Annotated in this window: 25 protein-coding genes; 8 read left to right on the top strand and 17 right to left on the bottom strand. The window is 74.6% G+C overall.

Annotation, left to right across the window (positions count from 1 at the left end):
* Nucleotide 1 precedes the first annotated feature (1 nt).
* From PGB27_RS13720 to PGB27_RS13710, 3 genes are all read left to right on the top strand, one after another.
* On the top strand, nt 2-757 hold the full coding sequence (locus tag PGB27_RS13720) for a decaprenylphospho-beta-D-erythro-pentofuranosid-2-ulose 2-reductase (RefSeq protein ID WP_274200915.1): 756 nt from the start codon (nt 2-4) through the stop codon (nt 755-757).
* 84 nt (nt 758-841) lie between these two features.
* Entirely contained in the window at nt 842-1,198 is a 357-nt protein-coding gene (locus PGB27_RS13715; RefSeq protein ID WP_274200914.1) for a YciI family protein, read from the top strand.
* Complete coding sequence (locus tag PGB27_RS13710) at nt 1,198-2,397, top strand: RNA polymerase sigma factor (protein ID WP_274200913.1); 1,200 nt, start codon at nt 1,198-1,200, stop codon at nt 2,395-2,397. Before PGB27_RS13715 ends, PGB27_RS13710 begins: the two co-directional genes overlap by 1 nt.
* Nucleotides 2,398-2,407: 10 nt before the next feature.
* Here PGB27_RS13710 and PGB27_RS13705 read toward each other — a convergent pair whose 3' ends face one another.
* Nucleotides 2,408-3,973 carry an acyltransferase family protein gene (locus PGB27_RS13705; RefSeq protein ID WP_274200912.1) on the bottom strand — a complete coding sequence of 522 codons (1,566 nt, stop codon included), beginning with the start codon at nt 3,971-3,973 and terminating at the stop codon, nt 2,408-2,410.
* A 345-nt stretch (nt 3,974-4,318) separates the two neighbouring features.
* On the opposite strand from PGB27_RS13705, the gene PGB27_RS13700 reads away from it, so the two are divergent.
* The gene (locus tag PGB27_RS13700) at nt 4,319-4,873 is read left to right on the top strand and encodes a GNAT family N-acetyltransferase (RefSeq protein WP_274200911.1); all 555 of its coding nucleotides are present in this window, start codon (nt 4,319-4,321) and stop codon (nt 4,871-4,873) included.
* A gap of 269 nt (nt 4,874-5,142) precedes the next feature.
* On the opposite strand, the gene mscL is transcribed toward PGB27_RS13700, so the two are convergent.
* From mscL to PGB27_RS13685, 3 genes are all read right to left on the bottom strand, one after another.
* Nucleotides 5,143-5,601 carry a large conductance mechanosensitive channel protein MscL gene (mscL, locus tag PGB27_RS13695; RefSeq protein ID WP_274200910.1) on the bottom strand — a complete coding sequence of 153 codons (459 nt, stop codon included), beginning with the start codon at nt 5,599-5,601 and terminating at the stop codon, nt 5,143-5,145.
* Nucleotides 5,602-5,948: 347 nt separating this feature from the next.
* Nucleotides 5,949-6,269 carry a hypothetical protein gene (locus PGB27_RS13690; protein ID WP_274200909.1) on the bottom strand — a complete coding sequence of 107 codons (321 nt, stop codon included), beginning with the start codon at nt 6,267-6,269 and terminating at the stop codon, nt 5,949-5,951.
* A gap of 113 nt (nt 6,270-6,382) precedes the next feature.
* Nucleotides 6,383-6,691 (bottom strand): hypothetical protein, encoded by a 309-nt coding sequence (locus tag PGB27_RS13685; protein ID WP_274200908.1) that lies wholly within the window; start codon nt 6,689-6,691, stop codon nt 6,383-6,385.
* Nucleotides 6,692-6,910: 219 nt separating this feature from the next.
* Between PGB27_RS13685 and PGB27_RS13680 the strand changes: the two genes are divergently transcribed.
* The gene (locus PGB27_RS13680) at nt 6,911-8,455 is read left to right on the top strand and encodes an MFS transporter (RefSeq protein WP_332843799.1); all 1,545 of its coding nucleotides are present in this window, start codon (nt 6,911-6,913) and stop codon (nt 8,453-8,455) included.
* Nucleotides 8,456-8,458: 3 nt separating this feature from the next.
* Here the strand turns inward: PGB27_RS13680 and PGB27_RS13675 are convergent, their stop codons facing one another.
* Nucleotides 8,459-8,773, bottom strand: coding sequence for a hypothetical protein (locus tag PGB27_RS13675; protein ID WP_274200906.1), 315 nt, complete (start codon nt 8,771-8,773; stop codon nt 8,459-8,461).
* 13 nt (nt 8,774-8,786) lie between these two features.
* Here PGB27_RS13675 and PGB27_RS13670 point away from each other — a divergent pair, with 13 nt between their 5' ends.
* A complete protein-coding gene (locus tag PGB27_RS13670) occupies nt 8,787-9,239 on the top strand; it encodes a hypothetical protein (RefSeq protein WP_274200905.1) in 453 nt (150 codons plus the stop codon).
* Nucleotides 9,240-9,257: 18 nt separating this feature from the next.
* On the opposite strand, the gene PGB27_RS13665 is transcribed toward PGB27_RS13670, so the two are convergent.
* From PGB27_RS13665 to glf, 5 genes are all read right to left on the bottom strand, one after another.
* Nucleotides 9,258-9,857 (bottom strand): DinB family protein, encoded by a 600-nt coding sequence (locus tag PGB27_RS13665; protein ID WP_408630061.1) that lies wholly within the window; start codon nt 9,855-9,857, stop codon nt 9,258-9,260.
* A gap of 95 nt (nt 9,858-9,952) precedes the next feature.
* On the bottom strand, nt 9,953-12,004 hold the full coding sequence (locus tag PGB27_RS13660) for a glycosyltransferase (RefSeq protein ID WP_274200904.1): 2,052 nt from the start codon (nt 12,002-12,004) through the stop codon (nt 9,953-9,955).
* Nucleotides 12,001-12,801, bottom strand: a complete 801-nt coding sequence (locus tag PGB27_RS13655; RefSeq protein ID WP_274200903.1) for a hypothetical protein — start codon at nt 12,799-12,801, stop codon at nt 12,001-12,003. The genes PGB27_RS13660 and PGB27_RS13655 overlap by 4 nt, the downstream gene beginning before the upstream one ends.
* 45 nt (nt 12,802-12,846) lie before the next feature.
* Nucleotides 12,847-13,110 (bottom strand): hypothetical protein, encoded by a 264-nt coding sequence (locus PGB27_RS13650; RefSeq protein WP_274200902.1) that lies wholly within the window; start codon nt 13,108-13,110, stop codon nt 12,847-12,849.
* An 85-nt stretch (nt 13,111-13,195) separates the two neighbouring features.
* Nucleotides 13,196-14,410 carry a UDP-galactopyranose mutase gene (gene glf, locus PGB27_RS13645; protein ID WP_274200901.1) on the bottom strand — a complete coding sequence of 405 codons (1,215 nt, stop codon included), beginning with the start codon at nt 14,408-14,410 and terminating at the stop codon, nt 13,196-13,198.
* 54 nt (nt 14,411-14,464) lie between these two features.
* Here glf and PGB27_RS13640 point away from each other — a divergent pair, with 54 nt between their 5' ends.
* Nucleotides 14,465-14,905, top strand: a complete 441-nt coding sequence (locus PGB27_RS13640; RefSeq protein ID WP_274200900.1) for an SRPBCC family protein — start codon at nt 14,465-14,467, stop codon at nt 14,903-14,905.
* Here the strand turns inward: PGB27_RS13640 and PGB27_RS13635 are convergent.
* The gene (locus tag PGB27_RS13635) at nt 14,902-16,350 is read right to left on the bottom strand and encodes an amidase (protein WP_274200899.1); all 1,449 of its coding nucleotides are present in this window, start codon (nt 16,348-16,350) and stop codon (nt 14,902-14,904) included. The genes PGB27_RS13640 and PGB27_RS13635 overlap by 4 nt on opposite strands.
* Before the next feature lie 100 nt (nt 16,351-16,450).
* Here PGB27_RS13635 and PGB27_RS13630 point away from each other — a divergent pair, with 100 nt between their 5' ends.
* The gene (locus PGB27_RS13630) at nt 16,451-17,413 is read left to right on the top strand and encodes a helix-turn-helix transcriptional regulator (RefSeq protein ID WP_274200898.1); all 963 of its coding nucleotides are present in this window, start codon (nt 16,451-16,453) and stop codon (nt 17,411-17,413) included.
* Here PGB27_RS13630 and PGB27_RS13625 read toward each other — a convergent pair.
* The 6 genes from PGB27_RS13625 to PGB27_RS13600 all read right to left on the bottom strand — a co-directional run bounded on the left by PGB27_RS13625 (nt 17,410) and on the right by PGB27_RS13600 (nt 25,709).
* Nucleotides 17,410-18,540, bottom strand: coding sequence for an alpha/beta hydrolase (locus PGB27_RS13625; protein WP_274200897.1), 1,131 nt, complete (start codon nt 18,538-18,540; stop codon nt 17,410-17,412). The genes PGB27_RS13630 and PGB27_RS13625 overlap by 4 nt on opposite strands.
* Nucleotides 18,537-19,952: an APC family permease gene (locus PGB27_RS13620; RefSeq protein ID WP_274200896.1), complete on the bottom strand. Its 1,416-nt coding sequence runs from the start codon at nt 19,950-19,952 to the stop codon at nt 18,537-18,539. The genes PGB27_RS13625 and PGB27_RS13620 overlap by 4 nt, the downstream gene beginning before the upstream one ends.
* Nucleotides 19,949-20,452 (bottom strand): hypothetical protein, encoded by a 504-nt coding sequence (locus PGB27_RS13615; protein WP_274200895.1) that lies wholly within the window; start codon nt 20,450-20,452, stop codon nt 19,949-19,951. The genes PGB27_RS13620 and PGB27_RS13615 overlap by 4 nt, the downstream gene beginning before the upstream one ends.
* Nucleotides 20,453-20,521: 69 nt before the next feature.
* Nucleotides 20,522-24,007, bottom strand: coding sequence for a lysine--tRNA ligase (gene lysS, locus PGB27_RS13610; RefSeq protein ID WP_274200894.1), 3,486 nt, complete (start codon nt 24,005-24,007; stop codon nt 20,522-20,524).
* 2 nt (nt 24,008-24,009) lie between these two features.
* Entirely contained in the window at nt 24,010-24,834 is an 825-nt protein-coding gene (locus PGB27_RS13605) for a hypothetical protein (protein ID WP_274200893.1), read from the bottom strand.
* A complete protein-coding gene (locus tag PGB27_RS13600; RefSeq protein ID WP_274200892.1) occupies nt 24,831-25,709 on the bottom strand; it encodes a DMT family transporter in 879 nt (292 codons plus the stop codon). Before PGB27_RS13600 ends, PGB27_RS13605 begins: the two co-directional genes overlap by 4 nt.
* Nucleotides 25,710-25,883: the final 174 nt, after the last annotated feature.

Raw genomic sequence — 25,883 nt, 5'->3', positions numbered from 1 at the left:
CATGATCGACGCCGTCGGCCACCCGACGTCGCTGCTGCTGCTCGGCGGGACGTCCGAGATCGGCCTCGCGACCGCGGAGAAGTACCTCGAGGGCGGCCCGGTGCGGGTGGTGCTCGCCGGGCGCCAGTCACCGCGGCTCGCCGACGCCGCCGCCCGCCTCACCCGCGCGGGGGCGACCGTCGAGACCGTCGAGTTCGACGCCCGCGACGCCGCCGTGCACACCGAGGCCGTCCGCAAGGCGTTCGCCGGCGGCGACATCGACGTCGCGCTCGTGGCGTTCGGCGTGCTCGGCGACCAGGAGAAGGCCTGGCAGGACATCGACGCCGCCGTCGAGCTCGCCGAGGTCAACTACGTCGCCGCCGTGTCGGTGGGCGTCGCGCTGGCCGCGGAGTTCCGCCGCCAGGGCCACGGGCACCTCGTCGCCCTGTCGTCCGTCGCCGCCGAGCGGGCCCGGCGCTCCAACTTCGTCTACGGCTCGACGAAGGCGGGACTCGACGCCTTCTACACCGGACTGACCGAGGCCCTGCGCGGCGAGGGCATCGGCGTCACCGTCGTCCGCCCCGGCTTCGTGCACACGAAGATGACCGAGGGCATGTCCCCCGCGCCGCTCTCGACCACGCCCGAGGCCGTCGCCGACGTCATCGTCTCGGCGGTGGCCCGCGGCCGGGAGCAGGCCTGGGCACCCGCGCCACTGCGGTTCGTCATGTCGGCGCTGCGCCACGTCCCGCGCCCGATCTTCCGCCGCCTCCCGCTCTAGGTTCGCCCGCGCCGGGTGTCCGATCGGCCCTGGCTCGTTCGTCAGGGTGGTGACGACACCCGGACGACAGGGAGGAGCGCGGCCGTGGCCCGCTACGTGTTCCTGATGTACGACAGCGAGGACTGGTACGACACCGCCGACGAGCAGGGCGTCGCCGACGAGTTCCGGCTGCACGAGGAGTTCATGGCCGCGGTGGCGGCGGCCGGCGCCGAGGTGGTCGGCGGGGAGGCGCTCGAGCGCTCGTCGGCGGCGACCACGGTGCGGGGCGGCGGCAGCGAACCGCTGGTCACCGACGGGCCGTTCGCCGACACCAAGGAGGCCCTCGGCGGCTTCTACGTCATCGAGGCGCCGGACCTCGACGTCGCGCTGCGCCTCGCGCGGGCGTGCCCGGCGGGGAACGTCGAGGTGCGCCCGGTGATGGAGATGCCCGACACCGCCTGATGCCCGCGGTGGAGGACGTCTTCCGCGGCGCGTGGCCCGTGGTCGTCGCCGCCACGGTGCGGCTGACCCGCGACCTCGACCTGGCCGAGGACTGCGCGCAGGAGGCGGTCGAGCGGGCGCTGCGGACGTGGCCGGCCACCCCGCCGGAGAACGGGACGGGGTGGCTGACCACGACCGCGCGCCGGATCGCGCTGGACCGCCTCCGTCGCGACACGGTCCTGCAGCGCAAGCTCCCGCTGCTCGTGGAGCCGGCGGGTGACGACGGCGACCCGGCACCGACCGACCCGCTGCGCCTCGTCTTCACGTGCGCGCACCCGGCGCTGGCGCGGGCGTCGCAGGTGGCGCTGACGCTGCGCCTGGTGTGCGGGGTGGACGTCGCGGCGATCGCCGCCGTCCTCCTGACCGGTGAGGCCGCCGTCGCCCGCCGGATCACCCGCGCGAAGCAGAAGATCGCCGCGGCGCGCATCCCGTTCCGGGTCCCGCCCGACGACGAGCTCCCGGCGCGGCTGGACGCCGTGCTCACCGTCGTGCACCTCGCCTACACCGCCGGCCACGTGACCGTCCGGGGGCCGCTGCGCGACGCGCGGCTCACGGGCCGGGCGACGGAGCTCGCCCGGCTGCTCGTCGGGCTCCTGCCCGACGAGCCCGAACCGCAGGCGCTGCTCGCGCTCGTCCTGCTCACCGAGGCCCGCGGGCCGACCCGGACCGACCCCGACGGCGACCTGGTCCTCCTCCCCGCCCAGGACCGGTCGCGCTGGGACCGCGCGCTGATCCGGGAGGGCCTCGCCCGGGCCACGACCGCCGTCCGACACCCGCGCCGCGGACGCTTCGCGTGGCAGGCGGCCGTCGCCGGCCTGCACGCGGTCGCCCCGAGCTGGGCGGAGACCGACTGGGCGCAGATCGTCACCACCTACGACGCCCTGCTCGCGAGCTGGCCGTCGCCGGTCGTCGCCCTCAACCGCGCCGCGGCCCGGAGCCAGGTGCCCGGCGCGGACCTCGAGGCGGTGCTGCGGGAGATCGACGCCCTCGCGCCCGACCTGGCCGGCTACCCCTACCTCCCGGCCGCGCGCGCCGACGTCCTCGCCCGGCTCGGGCGCACCGACGAGGCGGCGGCGGCGTACGGGGTGGCGCTGGTGCTGACGACGAACCCCGTCGAACGGCGCTACCTCGCGCGCCGGCAGGCCGAGCTCGTCGCGTGACCGGAGCGGCTCAGGCCGCCGCGGCTGCCGGTCGGGCGGCGTGACGGCCCCCACGCCGCCCGACCGCCCGGCGACCGGAGGGCAGGGTGGCCTCCGCTCGTCGGGTCACCACGACGTCGCGGCGCGCGCTGACCCGGCGCCGCGACGGGTCCCTGTCCCGCATCCAGACCTGGGCGGGCTCCTCGACGAAGCGGTACGCGAGGTGCGCGAGCGCCACCGAGACCACGACGAGGTGCGGCACCAGGAGGGCGGCCGCCGCCGTGTCCGGGGCGAGGGCGGGGATGCGGGTCATGGCGACGAGCGCCATCTCGATGAGCAGGAAGTGCACGAGGTAGAGCGCGTAGGAGATGCGCCCGCCGTGGCGCAGGGGACGCGTCCCGAGGGCACGGGCCACCGGGCCGTCGGTCAGCGCCAGCGCCCCGATCACGACCGGCATCAGCGGCGCGGCGAGGAACACCCGAGCATCGGCGCTCAGCGTGGCCGTCGCGGGCGCGGTGGCGGCCCAGTAGACGACGACGGCGACCTCGGCGAGCGCGAGCAGCAGCAGGCGGTGGGCCCAGCGGGAGACGGTGCGGGTCCGCGGGACCCGGCGCACGACCAGCCACGTCAGCATGCCCGCGGTGAAGCCGGCGGCCAGGCGCACCGCCCAGAACCCGCCCCACGAGCCCTCGACCGCGTTGAGGACGGCGACACCGGCGGTCGGCGTGGCGGCCAGCACCGCGAGGACCGCCAGCACCGGGCGCGGCCGGCCCCGCAGGAACCACGCCCCGCCGGCGAGCAGCGGGAACGCGAGGTAGGCGGCCCACTCGGCGCTGATCGACCACGCCGGCAGGACGAAGGAGACGCCGTCGATGCCGCCCGTGTCCCACATCTGCGTCATCGTGAGCTGCCGCAGCCAGCTCAGCGGGTCCAGGCCGGGCTGGGCGCCCTGCCACGTGATCACACCGTCGCTCCCCAGGACGGCGCGCGCGGCGCACCACAGCCCGGCCAGGACCACGACGACCGCGTAGAGCGGCCAGACGCGGGCCACACGGGCCCACACGAAGCCCAGCGCCTGCCGCGGACCGGGCGCTCCCCGCCACCGGTCGAGGTAGGAGCGGGCGAGCAGGAAACCGGACAGGGCGAAGAACAGGTCCACGCCCAGGGGCCCCGCCGCGATCAGCGGGGCGACCGGCTCGAACCACCCGGCGTAGCCGCTGACCGGCAGGAAGCTCAGGTGGTGGACCAGCACCCACACCGCCGCCACGGCCCGCAGGCCGGTGAGGGCGGGGATCTCCACCGTCGCCGGGCGCGGGGCGGGGCGCGTGGGGGTGGGTGTCGGGGTCGGCAGCGGCGCCGGGGCCGGGGTCGGGGTCGGGGTCGGGGTGGGTGTCGGCGCCGGGGCCTGTCGCGGCGTCGGGCCGGAGAAGGGGCTCGCGAGCGGCGCCGGGATCGACGGCGGGCCGACCGGCGCGGCCGGGCGGACCGTGACGGCGGTGAAGCGCGGCGCCGGGATCAGGGTGTCCGACGTGGCGGCCTCGCCGCGGTCGTCGTGCTCGCCCGGCCCGTCGTGGCCCTGCCCCACCACCGTCCGCACCGCGCCTCCCCGACGTCCCCGACCGGATCGGCTCGTGCCAACCCTCGATCCGGTCAACGGCGCCGAGTGGCCGTCCTTTGATACTCCGATCGGTGGATTGGGGTGGGGCACACTTCGATCCGGGGTCGGCCACTCGCTGTGCGATCGCTCTGCGTCATGGCTGCCCGATCGGAGCAGTCACCGGCGGGTGGCGGTGACACCGGGTCGAGGGTCGGCGCCGCGAGGGCGGCGCCGGGCCCTGTCGCCGCGGACCGCGGTCGTCGTTGCCGCCAGGACCTGCCCGATCGGAGAGTCCGGCCGTACCGGGTGTTTCTCCGTTGCCACTGTTGTGCAACAGTGCCGTCCATGACGCTCGCGATCGCGCCGCCCGTCGTCCGTGCCGCGCGTCGCGAGGACCTCCCCGCGGTCGCGGTGCACATGCGCGGGATGCTCGAGCGCGAGCTCGGGGGCTACGACCCGCGGCTGCACGCGGACATCGACGACCTCGCCGGGACCTACCTCGGCACGGCGGGCACGCGGCTGTTCGTGTGCACCGTCGAGGGACCCGACGGCCCGGTGCTCGCCGGCACCGCCTCGGTGCGCGTGGGCGGGCCGAAGCCGCGCTTCGTGCCGTCCTGGCTCACCGCGCGGTACGACGGCCGGCGCGTCGGCCAGATCTGCCGGGTGTGGGTCGACCCGGCGCAGCGGCGCCTCGGGGTCGGGCGCCGGCTCGCGGTCGAGGCGGCGCGCTGGGCCTTCGACGCGGGCTACGACCCGGTCTGCCTGCACACCAACGCCGCGGTGCCCGGCGCGCTCGCCTTCTGGACGAGCTTCCCCGGCGCGGTGCTCGTGCACGACGCGCGCCCCGACCCCTGGTCCACCGTCCACTTCGAGCTCGACCCCGCGGGCCTGCGCGGCTGAGGTCGTCGCAGCGAACGCGCTGTTCGCTGCTTCTATGCGCGCGAACTCCCCGCTCGCCAGGCGCCGCCCGGCCGTCGAGCGCGCGAACTCCCCGCTCGCCAGGGGCGGCCCGGCCGTCGAGCGAGCGGGCGGATTTCCTGGCGTTGAGCGTCAGCGTGGACGCCAGGCTGACACACCCCGTGCGTCGCGAGCCCTCGGCGTGTCGGCCGGGCGAGGATGTGGCGACCCGGGCGGCGGGCGCCGGCGATGCCGCACCGCCCGCCCGGGGGTCAGCGGTCCTGCTGGGGGATGCGGCCGGTGGGGCCGGTCGGGCCGCCGGGGCCGGCCGGACCGCGTCCGTCGCCGGTGCGTGTGGCCTGCTCGCGCAGGAGGTCGCGGATCTCGGCGAGGAGCTCGACGTCCGTGGGGTCGGCCGAACCCACCTCCTCGCCGCGGCGCCGGCGCTCCTCGACGACGCGCAGCGGCGTGACCACGAGGAAGTAGATGACCGCTGCGGTGATGAGGAACGTGATGATCGCGTTGACGAAGCTCGCGTAGTCGAAGACCACGCCGTTGACGACGAAGGATCCGGCGAACTCGCCGCCGCCGGAGAAGAGCTGGATCAGCGGCTTGAGGAATGCGTTCGTGAACGCCGTGACCACGGCGGTGAACGCGGCGCCGATGACGACCGCGACCGCGAGGTCGACGACGTTCCCGCGCAGCAGGAAATCCTTGAAGCCCTTGAGCACGTTCCGTTTCCTCCGGCTCGCGAATCGATGCGGCGCCGAGGATAGGGGCACCGGAGGGGCATCCCGGGCGCACACGCGGGCCCCGGTCCTCTCGGGGAGGACCGGGGCCCGAGTGGCGGGGCCGGCCGGCGGTCGTCCCGCCGGCCGGCCTCGGCGGGTGGCCGGGCCCGGTGCGAGCCCCTCCCCGACGGCGGGTCTCGCACCAGGGCCCTGCGTCCACCCGTCACGCAGGGAGCACCCCGGCTCGACGCCGAGGGCTCCGTTGCGTGCGGCCCCCGGGGACGAGGTGTGCTCGTGGGACGGGTCGGGCGGCGTCGCTTCGGGGTCGACGCGCCCGGGCCGACGTCCTAGTTGTCGGCCTCGACGGCGTTGGCGCAGCTCTCGCTGATGCCCGCGCCCTGCTCGCTGCCCTTCTCGGCCGAGCTGAGGATCGGGACGGTGCCGGCGACGTCCTGCACCGGGACCTGCACCCCGAGCACGTTGACCGGCACGTTGTTGCCGCAGACGTTGGTGGGGAGGATCGTCTGGGTGTCGCTGACGTTGACCAGACCGGTCTGCTCGGTGCGCTCACCGTGGTGGCCCTCACCGGCGAAGGCCGCACCCGTGGTGCAGGCCAGGCCGGTGCCGATCAGAGCGGTCGCGGTCAGGGAACGACGCAGTAGGTTCACAGCAGTTCTCCTCGTGTGAGAGATGGTCGACCCGACGGCTCGACGCGATCGTGGGGAGCGGACCGGTCGCGGCGAGCAGACTGCGTGCCCACCCGTCACCGGACCGGAGAGGGTCAGTCGTTGTCGGCGGCGACCTTGTTGCCGCAGTTCTTGGAGATGCCCGCGGCCTGCTCGCTGCCGTGCTCGGCCGGGCTGAGCACCGGGATGGTGCCGGCGACGTCCTGCACGGGGACCTGCACGCCGAGCACGTTCACGGGGACGTCGTTGTTGCAGGCGTTCACCGGCGCGATCGTCTGGGTGTCGTCGACGTTGCCGAGCCCGACCTGGCTGTCGCCGTCCTGCGCGAAGGCCGCGCCGGTCGTGCTGGTCAGGCCCGCGGCGATGAGCGTGGTCGCCAGCATCGACTTACGGAGGAATCCCACAGAGCTGTCCTTTCGCACGGTTCTCCCCGTGCCGAGTGACAGCGGGGAGCTCGGTCAGCGGCACCGGGATGCCGCGCGACGGACAGTAGCGGCCGGTTGCACAGCGTTCGGACGGTCGCGAAGCAGCACGTCAGAGCCATGATCACTCGCTCGGGGAGATCCGAAATGCGCCCCAGGAGGTGATCATTAGACAGGCTGGGCATCAAAGATCGACGCGCTGTGGGAACCGACCGGGCGGTCGCCCACGACAGAGTGGTGCACGGTGCGACGGAGCGTCATCTCCCACGGCGACCTGCGGCCAAGTGGGCGAACGCCGAACGGTCCGATGGGGGCGCCGGATGGCGCGCCGTGCCACGCGCGCCACCCGCTCGGACCGGCCGCCCGCCCGTCCGGGGGCGCGCACCGGGGCGCCGGGCTCGCTACCGTTCGCGCGTGTCGTCCTCGACCGCGTCGCCCACCCCGACGACCCGCATCGGGCGCCCGCTCGCGGCCTGGGCCGCGTGGGACTGGGGCTCCGCCGCGTTCAACCACGTCGTCACGACGTTCGTCTTCACCGTCTACCTGACCGGCTCGGTGGCCGCCGACGAGGCGTCCGGCTCGTCCGCGCTGGCCACCGCGATCAGCGTCTCCGGCGTGCTCGTCGCGCTCGTGGCCCCGGTGTACGGGCAGCGCAGCGACGCCGCGGGCGCCGAGGTCGGCCGGCAGCGGCGACTGGGCTGGCTGACCGCGGTGGTCATCCTGTGCACCGCGCTCATGGCCTTCGTCGCCCCGGCGCCGTCGTACCTGTGGTGGGGACTGCTGATGCTGGGCATCGGCACGTTCGCCTACGAGCTCGCGCAGGTCGAGTACAACGCGATGATCTACCGCCTCGCGCCGCCCGGGCGGACCGGGCGCGTCTCGGGCATCGGGTGGGCGGCCGGCTACGTCGGCGGGATCGTGCTGCTGCTGCTCTGCTTCGTCCTCTTCCTCGCCGACACCCCCGTCATCGCGTTCGAGGGCGAGGGCACCGCGGTACGGGTCGTCGTGCTCATCGCCGCGGTGTGGTTCGCCGTGTCGACGATCCCGGTGCTGCGGATGCGCTTCCCGTTCCCGCCGCCACCCGGCGACACCGAGGCCGCCGTCGGGTGGCTCGCGTCGTACAAGCTGCTCGTCCGGCGCCTCGTGCGGCTCTACCACGAGGACCGCCACCTGCTCGGCTTCCTCGTCTCGAGCGCGATCTACCGCGACGGGCTGACCGCCGTCTTCACCTTCGGCGGCGTGCTCGCCGCCGGCACCTTCGGCCTGACGCCCGGCGACGTCATCGTCTTCGCCATCGTCGCGAACGTGGTCTCCGCGCTCGGCGCCGTGCTGGGCGGCTGGCTCGACGACCGGGTCGGCCCGAAGATCGTGATCATCGTCTGCCTCGCGGCGCTCGTCGTCACCGCGGGCGGGATGCTGTTCGCCTCCGGCCCGACCGCGTTCTGGATCGGCGGGACGTTCCTGTCGCTGTTCGTCGGCCCCGCCCAGGCCTGCTCGCGCAGCTACCTCGCGCGCATCGTCCCGCCGGGCCGCGAGGGCGAGCTCTTCGGCCTGTACGCGACGACCGGCCGCGCGGTCAGCTTCCTCGCGCCGGCCCTGTTCGCGCTGTTCATCGCCCTGTTCGGTGCGCAGCGCTGGGGCATCCTCGGCATCGGGCTCGTGCTGCTGCTCGGGCTCGCCACCCTCATCCCGATCCGGGCGGTGCCCGGCGCGGCCGCGGCCGGGCAGGCCGCGGTCCGCGTCTGACGGTCAGGACAGCCGAGCGCCCAGCCAGCGGATGACGCGCGACCCGAACTCCGCGACGAGCACCCAGAAGACCGCGGCCAGCCCGTAGTTGACGACCACCGCGAACGTCGGGTCGGCGAGCAGGAACAGGTCCCGGAACGACAACACCGTGGCGTCGGCGATCCCGCCGATCACCTGCGCGACCGCGTTCTGCGGGTTCACCCCGACGAGCGTCAGCAGGACGTACGCGGCGAGGACGACCGCGATGACGTAGCCGATCACCCGCACGACCGACGCGAGGACCGCGGCGACCTCCCAGACCAGCTCGCCGACGTTCACCGGTGCGCGCCGGGTGCGGCCGCGCGGCTCGTCGTGGTCCTCCCGGACCGGCGTCCGCGTCTGCGTCGTCGGCGCCTCCGACGGCGGCGGGTCGTCCGAGGACCCACCCGAGCTCCCACCCGAGCTCCCCGTCGACCCATCGTCGGAGCTGCTGCTCGACCCGCGGTCGGAGCCGCCTCGGGAACCGCCGTCGGAGCTGCTGTCCGAGGCGCTGTCCGAGGCGCTGTCCGAGGCGCTGTCCGAGGCGCTGTCCGAGGCGCTGTCGGTACTGCTCCCGGAGCCCCCCGCCGCGCTGCTCGACTCCGCCGCCGGCTGCTGGCCCTCGCCGGAGGACGACCCGGCCGCCGCCCCCGACGACTCACCCGAGGTCGTCCCCGCGTCCGTGTCGTCGGTGTCGGTCCCGCCCTCGGTGCGCTGCGCGCCCGCCTGCTCCGTCACGCCCGGCATCTTGGCACCGACCCCGTGACGGAGCGAAGCGGGACACTCACATGGAGGTGGCGCCGTCGATGCTCTCGCGCAGGATGTCGGCGTGGCCCGCGTGCTGCGTGGTCTCGGCGATGATGTGGATGAGCACCCGGCGCACCGACCACGACACCCCCGGCTCCTGCCACGGGGCCTTCGGCAGCGGGTGCTTGACGTTGAGGTCCGGGAGCGTGGCCAGCGTCGCCTCGGTCCGAGCGGCGACCTCGTGGTACTCCGCGACCACGCCGGCGAGGGTCTCGCCCGGGAGGAGCCTGAAGGCGTTCTCGCGCTCGACCAGCCACTCCGGCTTCTCGTCGAGGCCCGCGATGTAGGCCTCGAAGTCGTCGAGCGTCATGCCCTCGGGCAGCTCGAAGTCGTCCTCCGGCGACGCACCGTTCACCGCGAAACCCATCCAGTGCGCCTCGGTGGCCGCCACGTGCTTGATCAGCCCACCGAGGCTGAGCTGGGAGACGGTGGGGCGGGACGCGGCCTGCTCGTCGGTGAGGTCGCGGGTGGCGTACACGAGCCAGTGGCGGGCCTGGGCCAGCTCGGCGAGGAGGTCGGCACGCTCGTCGGCGTCGGTGGTGGTCATCGAGGTCTCCTGCGCGGCGATGGTGGTCATCGGGGCCCTACCTTCCTCGTCGTCCCTGACGAGAGGAAAGCTACGGAGGGAGGCGGACAGGTCCGGTCCTCCTCCCGCCGTGCGCAGGAAAGGTGTCAGCGGAAGCGGTCGAACACCTGCTCGCGCCAGGCCTCGCGGCTGACCAGCTCGCCCATCGCCTCCCGGTAGCGCCGGCGCAGCGCCGGCCACGCCTTGCCGACCTCGGCGTGCAGGCGCACCGACTCGCGCAGCATCGCCCAGAACATCTCCCGGTCGCGCTTGCGGAAGGTCACGCCCGAGCCGTCCGAGGTCGTCACCGCCGCGCCGTCGAGGCGCGAGAGCATGAACCACTGGCTGTGCTCGGCGGGCACGTCGCGCTGCGGGCGTTCGTGCGCGGCCGGGTCGACGGCACGCAGCTGGTGGCGCAGGCCCCGGGCCAGGGCGGCGACCTGCGCGACCTTGCCCACCGGCGGCTTCGGCCACAGCTGCGCGTCGCGGGCGCCGATCGCCGGGCGCGGCAGGTCGTCGGCGCCGCGGTGCACGGTGCCGTCGGGGAACTCCGCGCGGGTGGCGCGCACCGCCCCGAGCGCGGTCGGCAGCGCCCCGAACAGCGCGCGCGGCCCGGACAGGAAGTCGCGCATCGCCATGTGGTGCAGCGCGATCGTCGAGTACTCGAGCAGGAACAGGTGGCGCAGGGTCCGCTTGAGCGAGTCGGCGAGCATCGCGCGCGGGTTGTCCGGGCCGTGCAGCGCGGCGACGACGAGGCGGTTGCGGACGTGGAAGTAGGCCTGCCAGTCCGACGTGTCGTCCTTCTCGACGAACGACATGTGCCAGATCGCCACGCCGGGGACGGTCGCGGTGGGGATGCCGTGGCTGCCGGCACGCAGGCCGTACTCGCAGTCGTCCCACTTGATGAACAGCGGCAGCGGCAGCCCGATCCGCTCGGCGACCGAGCGCGGGATCAGGCACATCCACCAGGCGTTGTAGTCGACGTCGGTGCGCCGGTGCATCCACGCCGTCTCGCGCAGCGGGTGGACGGCGAAGTCGTGGTCGTCCTCGGTGTGCGGGGCGATCTGCCAGAAGAAGCGCCCGCGGTCGACGACCTCGCCCATCGCGTGCAGGTGCGAGCGCGCCTGCAGCGAGAGCATCTGGCCCCCGACCAGCATCTCGTCGCGGGCGAAGCGCGAGAACGCCAGCGCGCGCAGCACGGAGTCCGGCTCGAGGACGACGTCGTCGTCCATGAACAGGATCTGCTCGCAGTCGGTGTTCTCGAGCGCCTCGTACATGATCCGCGCGTAGCCGCCGGAGCCGCCGAGGTTGGGCTGGTCGACGATCCGCAGCCGGTCGCCGAGGACGGCCGCGGCCTCCTCGAACCCGGGCTGGTCGCGCACCTTCGACGACCCCTGGTCCGGGATGATCACCGCGGTCAGCGTGTCGCGGACCAGCGGGTCGTCGCCGAGCGCGCGCAGGGTCGCCACACAGTCCGAGGGGCGGTTGAACGTCGGCATCCCGACGGTGACCGCGGCGCGTCCGGGCGCCTCGCGGTCGGCGAACCAGCCGCCGGCCACGAGCTCGAGGCCGTCGTGCTCGCTGGCCAGGTCGAACCACGTCCAGCCGCCGTCGGCGAACGGCGTCAGCGACACCGGGACGACGACCTCGTGCTCGGCGTCGTGCCCGCCGTCGGCCGTCGTGTCGACCACCTCGCCCGCGAGGTGGACCGGCACGCCCTTGGCCGTCGACCGGTACACGTCGACGCGGCCGCGCCCGCGCACCCGCAGGCGCAGCGTCACGGCGTCGAGCACCGACCAGCGTCGCCAGTAGGCGGCCGGGAAGGCGTTGAAGTACGCGGCGAAGGAGACCTCGCTGCGCTCGGGCAGGCGCACGCTCGTGCGCGAGGTGACGTCGGCGACCCGCTCGCCGGAGCGCCGCACGTGCAGCACGAACTCCTCGACGGAGTCGTCGTAGGTGCCCGGCCGGTAGGCGGTGGGCGCCGCGCTCTGGACCGAGGTGGCCGTGCCCTCGTCGAGGTAGAGCGCGCGCACCGACGTGGGGTCGGCGGGGCGGGGCAGGATGACGCGCTGCAGGAGCGCAGTCCCCGCGGGGCGTGCCGTCATCTCCACCGTCCCGGCGGCGCTGCCGCGCCGTGTCCTGCCGACCGTGCTCGTCACGTCCACGACGGTAACGGCGAGGAGCCCGCGTGCCCGGGAGCACCCCGCCGGGCGAGGGCGGGGGCCACCCCGACGGGGACCTCGCGGAACCGCTGCGGCGGCCGGTGCGCGGCGAACGTGGCGGCGCGGCTCTCCTCGAACTCCTCGGGCAGGGCGTGCACGCCGCCGTACTGCCCGATGTTGTCCGAGCGGCTGGCCAGGGGCATGAGGATGCGCCGGGCCGTCGCCTGGCGCATCCGGTCGATGCCGAAGTCGAAGCCCTCCTCGACGCCGGGCTCCGGGCCGACGGCCGCGTCGAACCAGTGTGGCTCGAGGAGCTCCCGCCAGCGGTCGACCCAGGTGCCCCACACCCAGGCGGTGAAGCCGCCCGTGCCGACCGCGTCCTCGGGCTGCGGGGCCGGGAGCGGCGAGAAGGCGCAGAGGGCGAGGACCGACGGGTCGTCACGGTGGGCCGCGGCGCCGTGCCCGAGGTACTCGAGCACGTCGTCGCCGACGACGATGTCCTCCTCGGCGAGCACGGCGAACCCCGCGCCGCCGTCGAAGGCCGTCGCGAGGGCGCGGTGGGGGTTGGCGCGCACGCCCTGGCGCTCGGGGTGCACGACGACGGTGGCGTCCGGGAAGGCATCCGTGATCACCGTCCGGCACTCCGGCACGCGGGTGCCCGGCTCCACCAGGAACGTCACCGGCCAGGCCTCGACGCCGCGCACCCGCCGCCAGGAGGCGACGACCTCGGCGAGGTAGCCCGGCCGCTCGCCGGAGACGGTGAACACGAGGGCGCCCGGCGCGGAGGAGGTCACCGCCTGGCGGTACCCGCTCGGGGACCTCCTCGTGCGTGGTGTCGGTCAGCAGACGAGGCCGGCGGGGCAGTTCCGCGGGTCGAACTCGCCGGTCGGGCCCGACGGCGCCGAGGTGTGGTGCGTGGTCGGGTGGGTGCCGCTGTGCGGCGCCGTGTGCCCGCCCTCGCGGTGCTCGCCGCCCGAGGATGTCGAGGGCGCCGACTCGCTGCTCGTGTCGCAGGCGGACAGGGCGAGCACCGCGGCGCAGGACAGCGCGGCGAGGACACCCGCGGCGGCGCGCCGGCGGGCGGTGATGGGGGGAGCGGACACGCGGGCCTCCGGGCGATGATCACCACTGACGTGGTGACGCTACGCAATCACGAGCGCCCTCGAAGCGTCCGGACGAGTGATCGGATCAGACCTCGGCCAGGTCGGCGTCGTCGAACGATGCACCCTCGGTGAACCACGGGGCGATGCGGTTGTCGAAGAGCGTCAGCGCCGAGCCGATCGCCATGTGCATGTCCAGGTACTTGTACGTCCCGAGGCGGCCCCCGAAGAGCACCCGGCGGTTCGTCGCCTCCTTGCGCGCGAGCTCGCGGTAGCGCTCGAGCTTGGCGCGGTCCTCGGGCGTGTTGATCGGGTAGTAGGGCTCGTCCCCGTGCTCGGCGAAGCGCGAGTACTCGCGGACGATGACCGTCTTGTCCTTGGGGTAGGTCGTCCGCTCGGGGTGGAAGTGCCGGAACTCGTGGATGCGCGTGAACGCGACGTCCCGGTCGGCGTAGTTCATGACCGGCGTGCCCTGGAAGTCGCCCGTCGTCGTGACGACCTCGGGCTCGAAGTCCAGCGTGCGCCAGCCGAGCTCGCCCTCGCTGTAGTCGAAGTAGCGGTCCAGCGGGCCGGTGTAGACCGTCGGGACGTCCTCCGACAGCTGATCGCGCAGGTCGAACCAGTCCGTGTCGAGCAGGACCTCGATGTTCGGGTGGTCGGCCATCCGCTCGAGCCAGGCCGTGTAGCCGTCGACCGGCAGGCCCTCGTACGTGTCGCTGAAGTACCGGTTGTCGAACGTGTAGCGCACCGGCAGGCGGCTGACGATCGACGCCGGCAGGTTCTTCGGGTCGGTCTGCCACTGCTTGGCGGTGTAGCCCTCGAAGAACGCCTCGTAGAGCGGACGGCCGACGAGCGCGACGCCCTTCTCCTCGAAGTTCTGCGCGTCGTGCACGTCGATCTCGGCCGCGTGCTCGGCGACCCAGGCGCGCGCCTCGTCGGGCGTCATCGCCTTCCCGGCGAACTCGCAGATCGTCGCCAGGTTGACCGGCAGCGGGTAGACGCGCCCCTGGTAGATCGTGAAGACGCGGTGCTGGTAGCCGGTGAAGTCGGTGAACCGGTTGACGTAGTCCCAGACACGCTTGTTCGACGTGTGGAACAGGTGCGCTCCGTAGCGGTGCACCTCGATGCCGGTCTCGGGGTCCGGCTCGGAGTAGGCGTTGCCGCCGAGGTGGGAGCGCCGCTCGACCACCAGGACGCGCTTGTCGAGCTCGGTCGCGGCCCGCTCGGCCACGGTCAGCCCGAAGAAGCCCGAGCCGACCACCACGAGATCGGGGCTGACGTCGAGGTCCGGATCCGCACCCATGCCACCGACGGTAGCCGTCGTCGTGGCCCGCACCCGGCGCGGGTATCCGCCGCCATGCCCACCATCGAGCGCACCGTGCACTCGCCCGCCCCCGTCGCGACCGTGCAGGCCTACCTGCGCGACGTCGCCAACACCGAGGAGTGGGACGCCCCGACGATCTCCTGCGAGCCGCTGGACCCGTCGGCGCCGATCGCGGTGGGCAAGCAGTGGCGCAACGTCTCCGAGTTCCGCGGCAAGCGCACCGAGCTCGTCTACACCCTCGAGGTCGACGAGCCCGGGCACCTGCGCATCCGCGGCGAGAACGAGACCGTCACCAGCCAGGACGACATCACGATGGTCGCCGACGGGTCGGGGACGGTCGTGACCTACCGCGCCGACCTCACGCTGAAGGGCGCCGCGAAGGTCGCCACGCCGGTGGTCTCCCCCGCCCTCGGACGCCTGGGCGACGACGCGGAGCGGTCGCTCCAGGACGTCCTCGGGCGGCTGCCGGTCTAGGTGCGCTCCGCGCACGTGGCGGAGCCACCCGGCGGCCGGTGCGCGATCCAGGGCGTCGCGCGCTCGAGGTCGGCGGCCAGCGCGATCAGCGTCGACTCGTCGCCGTACGGCGCGACGACCTGCACCCCGACCGGCCAGCCCTCCTCGGTGCGCCCGAGCGGCAGCGAGATCGCCGGGTTGCCGGTGACGTTCGACAGCGCCGTGAAGCCGGCCGTCGAGAAGATGTGGTCGTACCAACCGCGGGCGTCCCGCGAGGCGTCGTCCTGGTCCAGGTACCCGAGCGGCGTGTTCGGGACGTTCATCGTCGGCGTCAGGACCACGTCGTACTGCTGGTGGAACGCCGCGACCGCCCGCCGGGTCGCGTTGAAGACGCGGTCCGCGGCGTACAGGTCCTTCGCGCCGAGGGTCCGGCCGTGCTCGGCGCACGCCAGGGTCGCCGCCTCGAGGTGCTCCGGTCCGGGCGTCACGCCGAGGGCGCCGGCGAGCACGTCGACGCCGTCGGCGAGGAAGCTGGTCCAGGCGACGAGGTTCGCGGCGTCGAACGCCTCCGCGTCGAGCTCCGGGCCGGCGACCTCCACCGCGTGGCCCAGGCCCTCGAGGGTCCGCGCGGCCGCCTCCGTCGCCGCGGTGCACCGCGGGTCGACCGAGCCGTGCCCGGAGAACGGGGTGGTCCACAGCGCCACCCGCAGCCGCCGGCTCCCCGCGGCCACCTCGTCGGCGTAGGGCCGCGGCGGGTCGGGCAGCAGGTAGCGGTCGCCGGGCTCGTACCCGTGCACCGCGTCGAGCAGCCCGGCGGTGTCGCGCACGGTGCGGGTGACGGCGAACTCGACGCCCATGCCGAGCAGGGGGTCGGCGTAGTCGGGGCCCGGCGAGGTGCGTCCCTGGCTCGGCTTGAGGCCCACCAGGCCGCAGGCCGCGGCGGGGATGCGGATGGAGCCGCCCCCGTCGTTGGCGTGCGCGACCGGCAGTGCCCGCGCCGCGACGAGGGCCGCCGAGCCGCCGGACGACCCGCCGGGGCTGCGGGAGGTGTCCCACGGGTTGTGGACGGCGCCGGTCGCGACCGACTCGGTCGTCGCGTTGAACCCCAGCTCCGGGGTGGCCGTCAGGGCGAGGGTCGCGAGCCCGGCGCGGCGGAAGCGGGTCATGAGGTGGGTGTCGGCCGGCATCGGGACGCCGTCGCCGAGCAGGCGCGTGCCGGCCCGCTGGGGGACGCCCGCGGCGTGCACGATGAGGTCCTTGATGGCGAAGGGGACGCCCGCGAACGGCCCGTCGGCGGCGTACTCCAGCGGCGCGTCGAAACGCTCGCCGACCAGCGCGTTCAGCGGCGCGGCGGCGTCCAGCGCGGCGACGGCGGCCGCACGCGCCTCGTCGCTGCTGACCTCGCCCTTGCTCAGGAGCTCGGCGAGGCCCGTGGCGTCGAGCTCGGCGTACTCGTCGGGTGTCATGCGCCGATGCTGGGCCGCGTGGCCTGCCGGGACATCGGTCGGTTGACGGATGCGCCCGTCGGCCCTGGTCGGGCGGTGCGGTCCCGCGTAGCTTCCGAGCATGTCCGCGGTCGCGGCCGCCCGCGAGCTGCGGTCGTTCCTCCGGCGCCACGGGAGCCGTTCCCCGGGCGCCGCCCGCGCCGTGCTCGCCGGCCTGGGCGAGGTCGTCCCCGCCGACTGCGTCTCGCTCGCCGTCCACGACCCGGCGACCGGCGGGCACCGGACGCTCGCATCGTCCTACCCCGCCGCCGTCGACGTCATCGTCGACACCCGGATGCACACCGACCGCCTGTTCACCGCCGTCCGCGCGGGCCGGCACGCCGTGCGGGTGCGGGACCTGGCGCCGGCCCGGCGGCGCGGCGAGATCTTCGAGCGGATCATCGTCCCGCAGGGCTTCCGCGACGGCCTCACGCTCTGCCTCTTCGCCGCCGACGACCGCTACGTGGGCATGGTCAACGCCAGCATGCTCGACGCCCGGCATCCCGACGACGACACCGTCGCCCTGCTCGAGCTGCTCGCCCCCGACCTGGCCGCCGCGCTCGACCCGGTCCCCGTGCCGGCGCCGCGGACGGCCGGGCTCGGGGACGACGGCACGGACGGGCTGCTGGTCGAGCGCGCGGACCGCGTGGCGGTGCTGTCGGCGGGCGCGCGGCCCGACCTCGTCACACCGCCGTCGCCGCTCGCCGGGGTCGTCGCGGACGTCCTGGCGGGCGCGCCGGTGCCCGGTCCGGTGCTCCTCGTGACGGCGGCGGGCGAGGTCGTCGGCGTCGAGCTGCACGCCACCGCGTCGGGGGTGCTCGTGCTGCACCGGGCGGTGGCCCCGCCCGCCGGGCTGACGGTGCGCGAGCTGGAGGTGCTCGACGGCGTCGCCCACGGCCTCTCCAACCCCGAGATCGGCGCGCGGCTGGGGATCAGCCCGCGCACCGTGGCCACGCACGTCGAGCACGTGCTGGCCAAGACCGGGGCGCGCAACCGGGTGGCGGCCGCCCGCCGCGCCGCGCGGTGGGGACTGCTCGTCGCCTAGGACCCCTGCGGGCAGCTGGGCACCGGCGGTCCGGCGCCGATGCGGCCCGCGATCCAGGGCAGCGAGTCGGAGAACGCCTGCGAGAACACGTCGAAGGTGTGGCCACCGCCGGGCACGACGACCTCGCAGGTCGCGATCCCCGCCCGCCGCGCCGCGGGCACCACCGTGTCGAGGGCGGCGTACGGCTCGGGGTCGGCGTCACCCACCTCGAACCAGCCGCCGAGCTGCGGGAACCGGCCGGTGGCGAGGATGTCGGCCGGCTCGTGGGCCGCGAAGGCCTGCGGCGAGCCGCCGAAGAGCTGGGCGACCGCCGAGGCGGTGTCGGCGTTGGTGTCGCCCGCCCGCGGCCCTGCGAGCCCGGCGTAGTCGCCGAACGTGCTGAACACCCCGGGATGGCGCAGGGCGAGCACCAGCGCGCAGGACCCGCCCTCCGACAGGCCCGCCACCGCCCAGCCCCGGCCGGGCGCCGCGGTGTGGAACACCTGCTGGACGAAGGCGGGCACGTCGACGGTCAGGTAGGTCTCGGCCTTCCCGGCGGGGCCGTCGACGCACTCGGTGTCGGCGTCGAGCGTGCCGTTGACGTCGGGCATGACGAGGATCGGCGCCGACCCGCCGTGCGACGCCGCGTAGGCGTCGGCGGTGGCCGCGGCCTGGCCCCCGTCCAGCCAGTCCTGCGGGGTGCCGGGCGTGCCGTGCAGCAGCACCACCACGGGCAGGTCCGGGCGCGGGCGGGCGAACCACGCCGGCGGCACGTAGATCGTGCCCGGCCGCGTCACGAACCCCGAGGTCCTGCCGGGCAGCTCCGTCGTCGTCACGACCCCCTGTGCCGGCCGGTCGCTGCGCGCGAGCAGGGCGGCCAGCTCGACCTCGTCCGAGGGCGGCAGGCCCAGGACGTCGCCGAGGGTGCGGAAGTAGTCGAAGTGCGCGTTGACCCCCGCGCCCGCCGCGACCAGCAGGAGCGCCGAGGTCACGAGCACCACGATCGTCCGGCCGAGCCGGGTGAAGCGCCCGAGGCGCGTGCGCAGGACGAGCACGAGCAGCACCACGACGCCGAGCGCCAGCAGGGCCAGGGCTCCGAGGAAGGAGTCGGTCGTGATGTCGATCTCGGCGATGCCGTGCACGCTCACGCCGGCACCGGGACCCCGTCGTCGGAGCCGGCGTCGCGCCGCGCCCGGCGACGGGCGATCGCCGCGAACACGAACGGCGGCGCGGAGAGCACGACGACGGCGACCGCCAGCAGGCCCACGTAGGTCACCGTGCTGCCCGTCGCGAGTTGGCCGGGCGGCACGAAGCCGAGCACGAACGCGACCGCGAGCCCGAGCAGGCCGACCCCGCCGACGAGGTACACGCCCGGCAGGCCGCCCGGGATGCGGTAGGGCCGCGGCACGTCGGGGCGCGTGTGCCGCAGCCGCACGACCGCCGCGAACATCAGCGCGTACATGACGATGACGATCTGCGCGGTGACCGCGGAGAGCATCCAGTACGAGGTGCTCACGCTCGGGACCAGCAGGAACAGCAGCGTGAACACGGTCCCGGCCGCGCCCTGCAGCAGGAGCAGGGTCACCGGCACGCCGTGGGCGTTCCGCCGGCCCAGCCGCGGGGGCACCGACCCCTGCGCCGCCACCGCCGCCACGCCGTCGGCGGGCCCGAGGATCCACGGCGCGAGGTGCGCGATACCGCCGAACGCCACGACGAGCGCCAGCGGGGCGACGACCCATCCCAGACCCAGGCGCTCGAGCACCCGGGAGAAGAGCTCCATCGTCCCGCTGACCAGGCTGATCTCGCTCGCCGGCACGACCATGGCGAGGAAGAGCGAGCCGACCACCGAGAAGACGACGACGACCCCGACGCACAGGGCGATGGCGCGCGGCACCGTGCGGCCCGGGTCCTTCGTGTCCCGCGCGTGGAAGCCGGCCATCTCCATGCCGGTGAACAGCAGGATGATCCCGCCGAGGAACGCCAGGTTGTTCAGCTGGACGTCGGGCACCAGCGCGCCGGCCGAGAACGGGATCTGCGTCGGGTTGCCCTGGGCGAGGTAGGCGGCCGCGAGCACGACGACGCCGATCGCCGGCACGATCGAGCCGGCCACCGTGCCGACCGAGCCGATCCACGACGACGTCCCGACCCCGCGCAGGCTCACGATCGTCGTCGCCCAGAAGAACGCGAGCATGACGACGACGAGGAAGACCTTGTCGGTGGCGAGCGACGGGTCCAGCGCGTAGGCGAGGCTCGCGGCCATGAACGAGAGCACCGTGGGGAACCAGGCGACGTTCTCGGCGTAGTCGCACCAGACCGCGAGGAAGCCCGCGCGCTCGCCGAACGCCTCCTTGACCCAGGCGTAGACGCCGCCGTCGCGGGGCCAGCCGGTACCGAGCTCCGCGGCGACCATGGCGATCGGCACGAGGAACACGACGATCGACAGGGCGAAGAGCGCCAGCATCGACCAGCCGTACTCCGCCATCACCGGCAGGTTGCGGACGCTGACGATCGCCGCGATGTTGATCATCGCCAGGGCCAGCACGCCCAGCTTCGCGTTCACACCGCGCCCTTCGCGAGCAGCACCGCGTCGATCCGGTCGGCCACCACGTCCTCGGCGCCGCCCTGGACCACCACGACGAGGTCGCCGTAGGTGCGCACGGTGGACGAGGCCCGCGGGCGAACCGCCCCCGAGATGCTGCGCGCCGCCGCGTCGCGGTCGGCGTCGTCGGCGAAGGCATCGGCCTGCACGGTGGCGGTCTGGCCCTCGCGGCACTCCACGGCGACGACCAGCGTCCGGGCGGCGACCGCGTCGGTGGCCCGCGGGTCGGTGACGTCGGTGCGCTGGCAGACGACCAGCCCCGCGGCGGTGAGGTCGGCCTGCAGCGCGTCCAGCGCGCCCGCCCCGCGCGGACCCTGCGGTGTCTTCCTGCTGGTGGCGTCGGCGAGGACCACGACCGCCACGACGACCGCCAGCGCCATGGCGACGAGCACCACCACGAGGGCGACGTCGCCGAACCCGTTGCCCCGCGTGCGACGCGGGTGGCGCTCGATGACGCTCATCCTGTGCTCCTGGCCGCAGTTCCGCTGCGCTTCATGCGGCGGTCCTCCCGGCCGCAGTTCCGCTGCGCTTCATGCCGCGGCCGCGGTGGTGCCGTCCGGCGCCGTGCCCGACGGCGAGGGCGCGCCCCCGACGGCGGCGGGCACGAACATCGGGCCGAGCCCGGGCACGGCGAGGAAGCCCTCGGCGCCGGCGTAGAGCAGGCCGACGCGCGGCAGGTCGGCGGGGCTGCGGTAGGCGAGCACCCGCGGCAGCCATTGCGGCCCGAACTTCGCGTTGAAGTCGTGCAGCGAGCGGACCTGGAAGAACGGGTTGAGCACGCCGACCGCGCGCCGCGCGAGCTTCTGTGTCGCCGTGAAGGGCACGTCCTCGGCGAACAGGCGCCCCCACATCGCGAAGTTCATCGACAGCCGCACGACGCCCCGCTCGGCCAGCGCCAGGGCGCTCTTCGCGATGAGGAACTCGGTCATGCCGTTGGGCGCGCCGGGGTCGTGGCGCATGAGGTCGAGCGTGTAGCCGAACGTCGTCCCGGTGGCCGGGCCGCCGTAGGCCGGCACCAGGCGCAGGAAGCCGCCGGGCACGCCGTCGGCGTCGAGCGCGACGCAGAGCAGGAAGTCGCTGTTGGCCGCCGAGCCGGTGATGTCCTGCGACAGCGACATCGTGAAGCCGCGCTCGGGGTTCTTCCCGCGCCACTTCTCCGAGATCGCGTTCAGCGCGTCCACCAGCGTCGGCGACGCCGCCGACTCCGCGATGAGCTGGAACCGGTGGGTGCGCTCGACGCGCCGGACCGCCGCCCGCACGCTCTTGCGCTCGCGGCCCTCGAGCGTGAACGACGGGCAGTCGATGATCGCCTCGTCGCCCAGGTAGAACGACCGGAAGCCCCGCGAGGCGAGCAGCCCGCCCTCGCGGGTGTCCTCCTCGCGGGCGGCGAGGAACGCCGGGGTCCAGGCGCGCTGGGCGCACATCGCGAGGAACTCGTCGACGACCGCGGGCAGCGAGGCCTCGTCGCCGATCGGGTCACCGGCGACGAGCGCGTACCCGCCGAGGTAGGTGTAGGCGATCATCGCCCGGCCGTCGGAGCCGAAGAAGAAGCTCTTGTCGTCGCGCAGGGCGAACGCCGCGAGCGTGTCCCAGCCGTAGGTGTGCACGAGCGTCTCGGCGCGGGTCCAGTCGTCGCGGGTGTGCGGGTCGCGGGCGGTGAGCGGCCGGAAGAGCAGCACGAGGAACACGACCAGCCCGACGATCCCCAGCGCGAGCAGCGCGTACGGGAACGTCTCGGCGAACACCCGGCGCTCGAAGACGTAGGGCCCGTCGAGCCCGACGAGGCCGCCGAAGATCGTCTCCAGGCCGCCGGGGAACGTCAGCTCCGGCGTCATCCGCCCGCTCTGCAGGCCCAGCGAGACGAACCCGAACGCGAGCACCGCGGCCAGGTAGATCGGCACGAAGCGCAGCAGCCGCAGCAGCGACGGCGGATCGGCGGGCGCCCGGAACTGCCCCCGCGCGACGATCAGCAGCACGAGCAGCGCGACGCTGATCCCGAGGCCCACCTGGTGCGGCCCCTTGAGCACGTGCGCGACGACCGCCACCGCGGACAGCACCACCGCCACCCGCCAGGCGGCCTGCTTGCGCTTGGCGAGCTGGTCGGCGAGCAGCAGCAGGAGCAGGCCGATCGCGGCCGAGAGCACGTGGCCGGTGACGGCGAACCACGGCGGGACGAGGTCGACCTCGACCCGCTCCCCGAGGCGCTGGTGGACGACCGGCATGTGCACGAGCAGGTGCAGCAGGCCGGCGAGCGCGGTCAGCCCGGCGATGAGGGTGACCGTCCACGGTCGGCGCGGGGTCTCGGGCGGCCGTGTCGCGCCCACCGCGCCCACCGCGCTCGCCACCGCGACCGGCGTCTGCGGCGCCGCGGCGGTGAGCGCAGCGGCCGGCATCGGGGTCGGCGGCAGCACCGGGCGGTGGGCGCCGCCGGGACCGCCGCCGGGCGGCGGCGCGAACTCGGGGCGCAGGGTCGGGAAGAGGATGACCTCGCGGATCGAGTCGACGCTGGCCAGGAGCATGACGAGCCGGTCGATGCCGATGCCGAGCCCGCCGGTGGGCGGCATCCCGTACTCGAGGGCGCGGACGTAGTCGAGGTCGATGTCGCCGGCCTCGGGGTCGCCGTTGCGCTTGGCCTGCGCCTCCTCCTCGAACGCCGCCATCTGCTCGGCGGGGTCGTTCTGCTCGGAGTAGGCGTTGCACAGCTCGAAGCCGGCGACGATCAGCTCGAAGCGCTCGCTGTACGCCGGGTCCTCGCGGTGGGCGCGGGCCAGCGGCGAGACCTCGCGCGGGTAGTCGATGCAGAAGACCGGGCCCACGACGTCGTGCTGGACACGCTCGTCGTAGACCTCCTTCATCAGCCGACCGGCACCCCAGCCCTGCTCCCAGGCGATGCCGAGCCCGTCGAGGATCGTCCGCGCCTCGTCGAGCGGCATGTCCGGGTGCATCACCGCGCCGGTCTTCTCGGTGATCATGTCCGCGAACCGCTGCCGGGGCCACGGCGGGCGCAGGTCGATGGCCTGGCCCTGGTAGTGGACGGTGATGTCGTCCCCGAGGGCGGCCTGCGCGGCGGCCACGACCATCCCCTCGGTCAGGTCCATCATGTCGTGGTAGTCGGCGAAGGCCTGGTAGGCCTCGAGCATCGTGAACTCGGGGTTGTGGCGGGTGTCGACGCCCTCGTTGCGGAACACCCGGCCGAGCTCGAACACCCGCTCCATGCCGCCGACGATGAGCCGCTTGAGGTGCAGCTCGAGGGCGATGCGCAGGTACATGTCGAGGTCGAGCGCGTTGTGGTGCGTCACGAACGGCCGCGCCGACGCCCCGCCCTGGATGCTCTGCAGCACCGGGCCCTCGACCTCGGTGAAGCCCTGGTCGGCGAGGTGGGTCCGGATCGCGCGGACGGCGGCGTGGCGGATGCGGAAGATCTCGCGGGTGCGCTCGTTGACCTGCAGGTCGGCGTAGCGCTGGCGGTAGCGGGTCTCGACGTCGGCCAGGCCGTGGTGGCCGCCGGCCGGCGGGCGCAGGGCCTTGGCCAGCAGCGCGCACTCCTCGACGCGGATCGAGAGCTCGCCGCGCCGGGTCGTCATGACGCGGCCGCGGACGCCGACCCAGTCGCCGCGGTCGAGGTCGTCGATCGCGACGTGCGCGTCGTGGCCGACCACCGCGGTGTCGACGAAGAGCTGCAGGGCGCCGGTGCGGTCGCGCAGCGTCCCGAAGCTCAGCCCGCCCTGGCGGCGCAAGCCGGTGAGGCGGCCGGCGACGCAGACCTCCTCGTCGGTGACGGTGTCGGGGGCGAGGTCGGCGTGGGCGGTGCGGATGTCGGCCAGGGAGTGGTCGACGGGCCAGCGGTAGGGCTCGGTCTCTCCCGCGGCACGGCGGGCGGCGAGCTTCGCGCTGCGGATGTCCTGCTGGCCGAGGTGCACGCCGTGGTCGGGGTGGTCGGGGTGGTCGCCGGCGTGCGTGTCCTCGTCCGGGCCGGGCCCGTCGGCCCCGGGGTGGGCGTCCGTGGGGGCGTCCATGCTCAGCGTGCTCCCTCCTGTTCCCGCGACTCGGTCGGGATCGCCTGCGAGGTCGGCGCGGCCGGCGCTGCGGGCGCCGTCGGCGCGTCCGGCACCGCCGAGGTGTCCGATGCGGTCGGCTCCGCTGGCGCGTTCGGCGCCCCGGCCACGGCGTCGACGAACGCGTTCCACCGCCGCCGCTCGCGCTCGGGGAAGCGGCGCAGGCTGCGCAGCCGCTTGCTCGAGCCCTCGGGGTAGCGCCAGCGCGCCCAGGGCGAGGTGGGCCGGGCCAGGCGCACGGCGCCCACCAGCGCGAGCACGGGGACGAGGAAGCCGAGCAGACCGAGCAGCGGGCGCCCCTTGGCCAGCGCGAGCACGCAGAGCAGGCCGTTGACCACGATCGTCCCGATGACCACCGTGATGCCGTCCGCGGTGTCCGGGTCGAACGGGTTGAAGCCGAGGACGAGCAGGGCCATCAGCGCGCCGACGACGAACACCGCGTCGACCGAGACCCGTCCCTCGCGCTCCCAGTAGACGTCGGAGAGGTGCAGCCAGAGCGCGAACTCGTCGAGGGCGAGGGCCGCGCCGGCGCCGAACGCGGCCGCGAGCACGTAGCGCCAGGGCGGCTCGGGCGAGTACGTGAACTCGGCGACGCCCGCCACGAGCATGAGGAAGATGCCCCACACCAGGTGGTGCAGGTGCACGCCGCCGATCGACTGGTTGCGGAACGGGCCCTTCCCCGCCCGGATCAGCCGCACGACGACGCGCGTGGCGAGGAAGACGACGACGAACGACCCGAACATCCAGGCCGCCGCGGCGCGCGCTTCGAAGTCGATGGTCAGGCTCACGGCGCCCCCACGGGCTCGGGCTCTCGGGTGGTGGACGCGGCCGACGACCGCGACAGCGCCGCGGTGGCCGCGACCATGAGGACGACGCAGACGCCGATGAGGACCCACTCGAGGCCGTCGGCGCGGACCTGCTCGCCCAGCACGACGACGCCGAGCACCGCCGCGACGACGGGCTCGCCGACCGTCACCGCGGGCAGCGACGCCGCGAGCGGGCCGGCCCCGAAGGCCGCCTGCTGCAGCAGGGTGCCGCCGACCGCGGCCGCGACCAGCGCCCACGTCTCCCACGCGGTGAGCAGGGCGATCGGGCCGTCGCCCAGCAGGTCGACGACGGACTTCGTCAGGGCCGCGACCAGGCCGTACGCGAGCCCCGTGGCGACCGCGAGCATCGCCGCGCGGCGCGGCCCGCGCCGCCGGCCGGCCGCCACGACGGCGACGACGAGGGCCACGAGCAGGGCGGCGAGCGCCGGGAACCAGACACGGACCGGCGCCTGGTCGACGCCCGCGGTCGGCTCCCCGACCACGACGAACAGGGCGAGCGCGGCGACGAGCACGAGGGCCCACCACAGCTCCGGGCGCCCGATCCGCCGTCCGGTCAGCCGCGCCTCGAGCGGGAGCGCGAACAGCACGGTGGTCACGAGCAGCGGCTGGACCAGCAGCAGCGCGCCGACGCCGAGCGCCGCGGCCTGCACGACGAAGCCGCCGGTGTCGCCGATCGTGCCCGCCCACCAGCGCGGCGAGCGGACGAGGCGGGCGATCAGCCGGCCGCCGCGCGCCTCGTCGTCGGGCACCGCGGCGGCGGCGCCGCGCTGGGCCACGGACGCGATGGCGAAGAGGAGGGCGGCCAGCACCGCGAGCGCGCCCGCGAGGAGCGTCACCTCGCCGCCCGGCCGACCGCAATCACCCGGTCAGTGCAGCACCGACTGACCACGCAACGCGACAGGATCTCGCCGTAGCCACCCGATCGGGTGAGTAGTGTCCGATCATCACACCGGACGGTGACACCGAGTGGCACGGGCGCAGGGTGGCCCGGCATCCCACCGGGACCCGAC

This window comes from Actinomycetospora lemnae (assembly GCF_028737315.1).
Lineage (GTDB): Bacteria > Actinomycetota > Actinomycetes > Mycobacteriales > Pseudonocardiaceae > Actinomycetospora > Actinomycetospora lemnae.
Note: the sequence above shows the minus strand (reverse complement) of the source record. Positions and strands in the feature narration are given on the sequence as shown.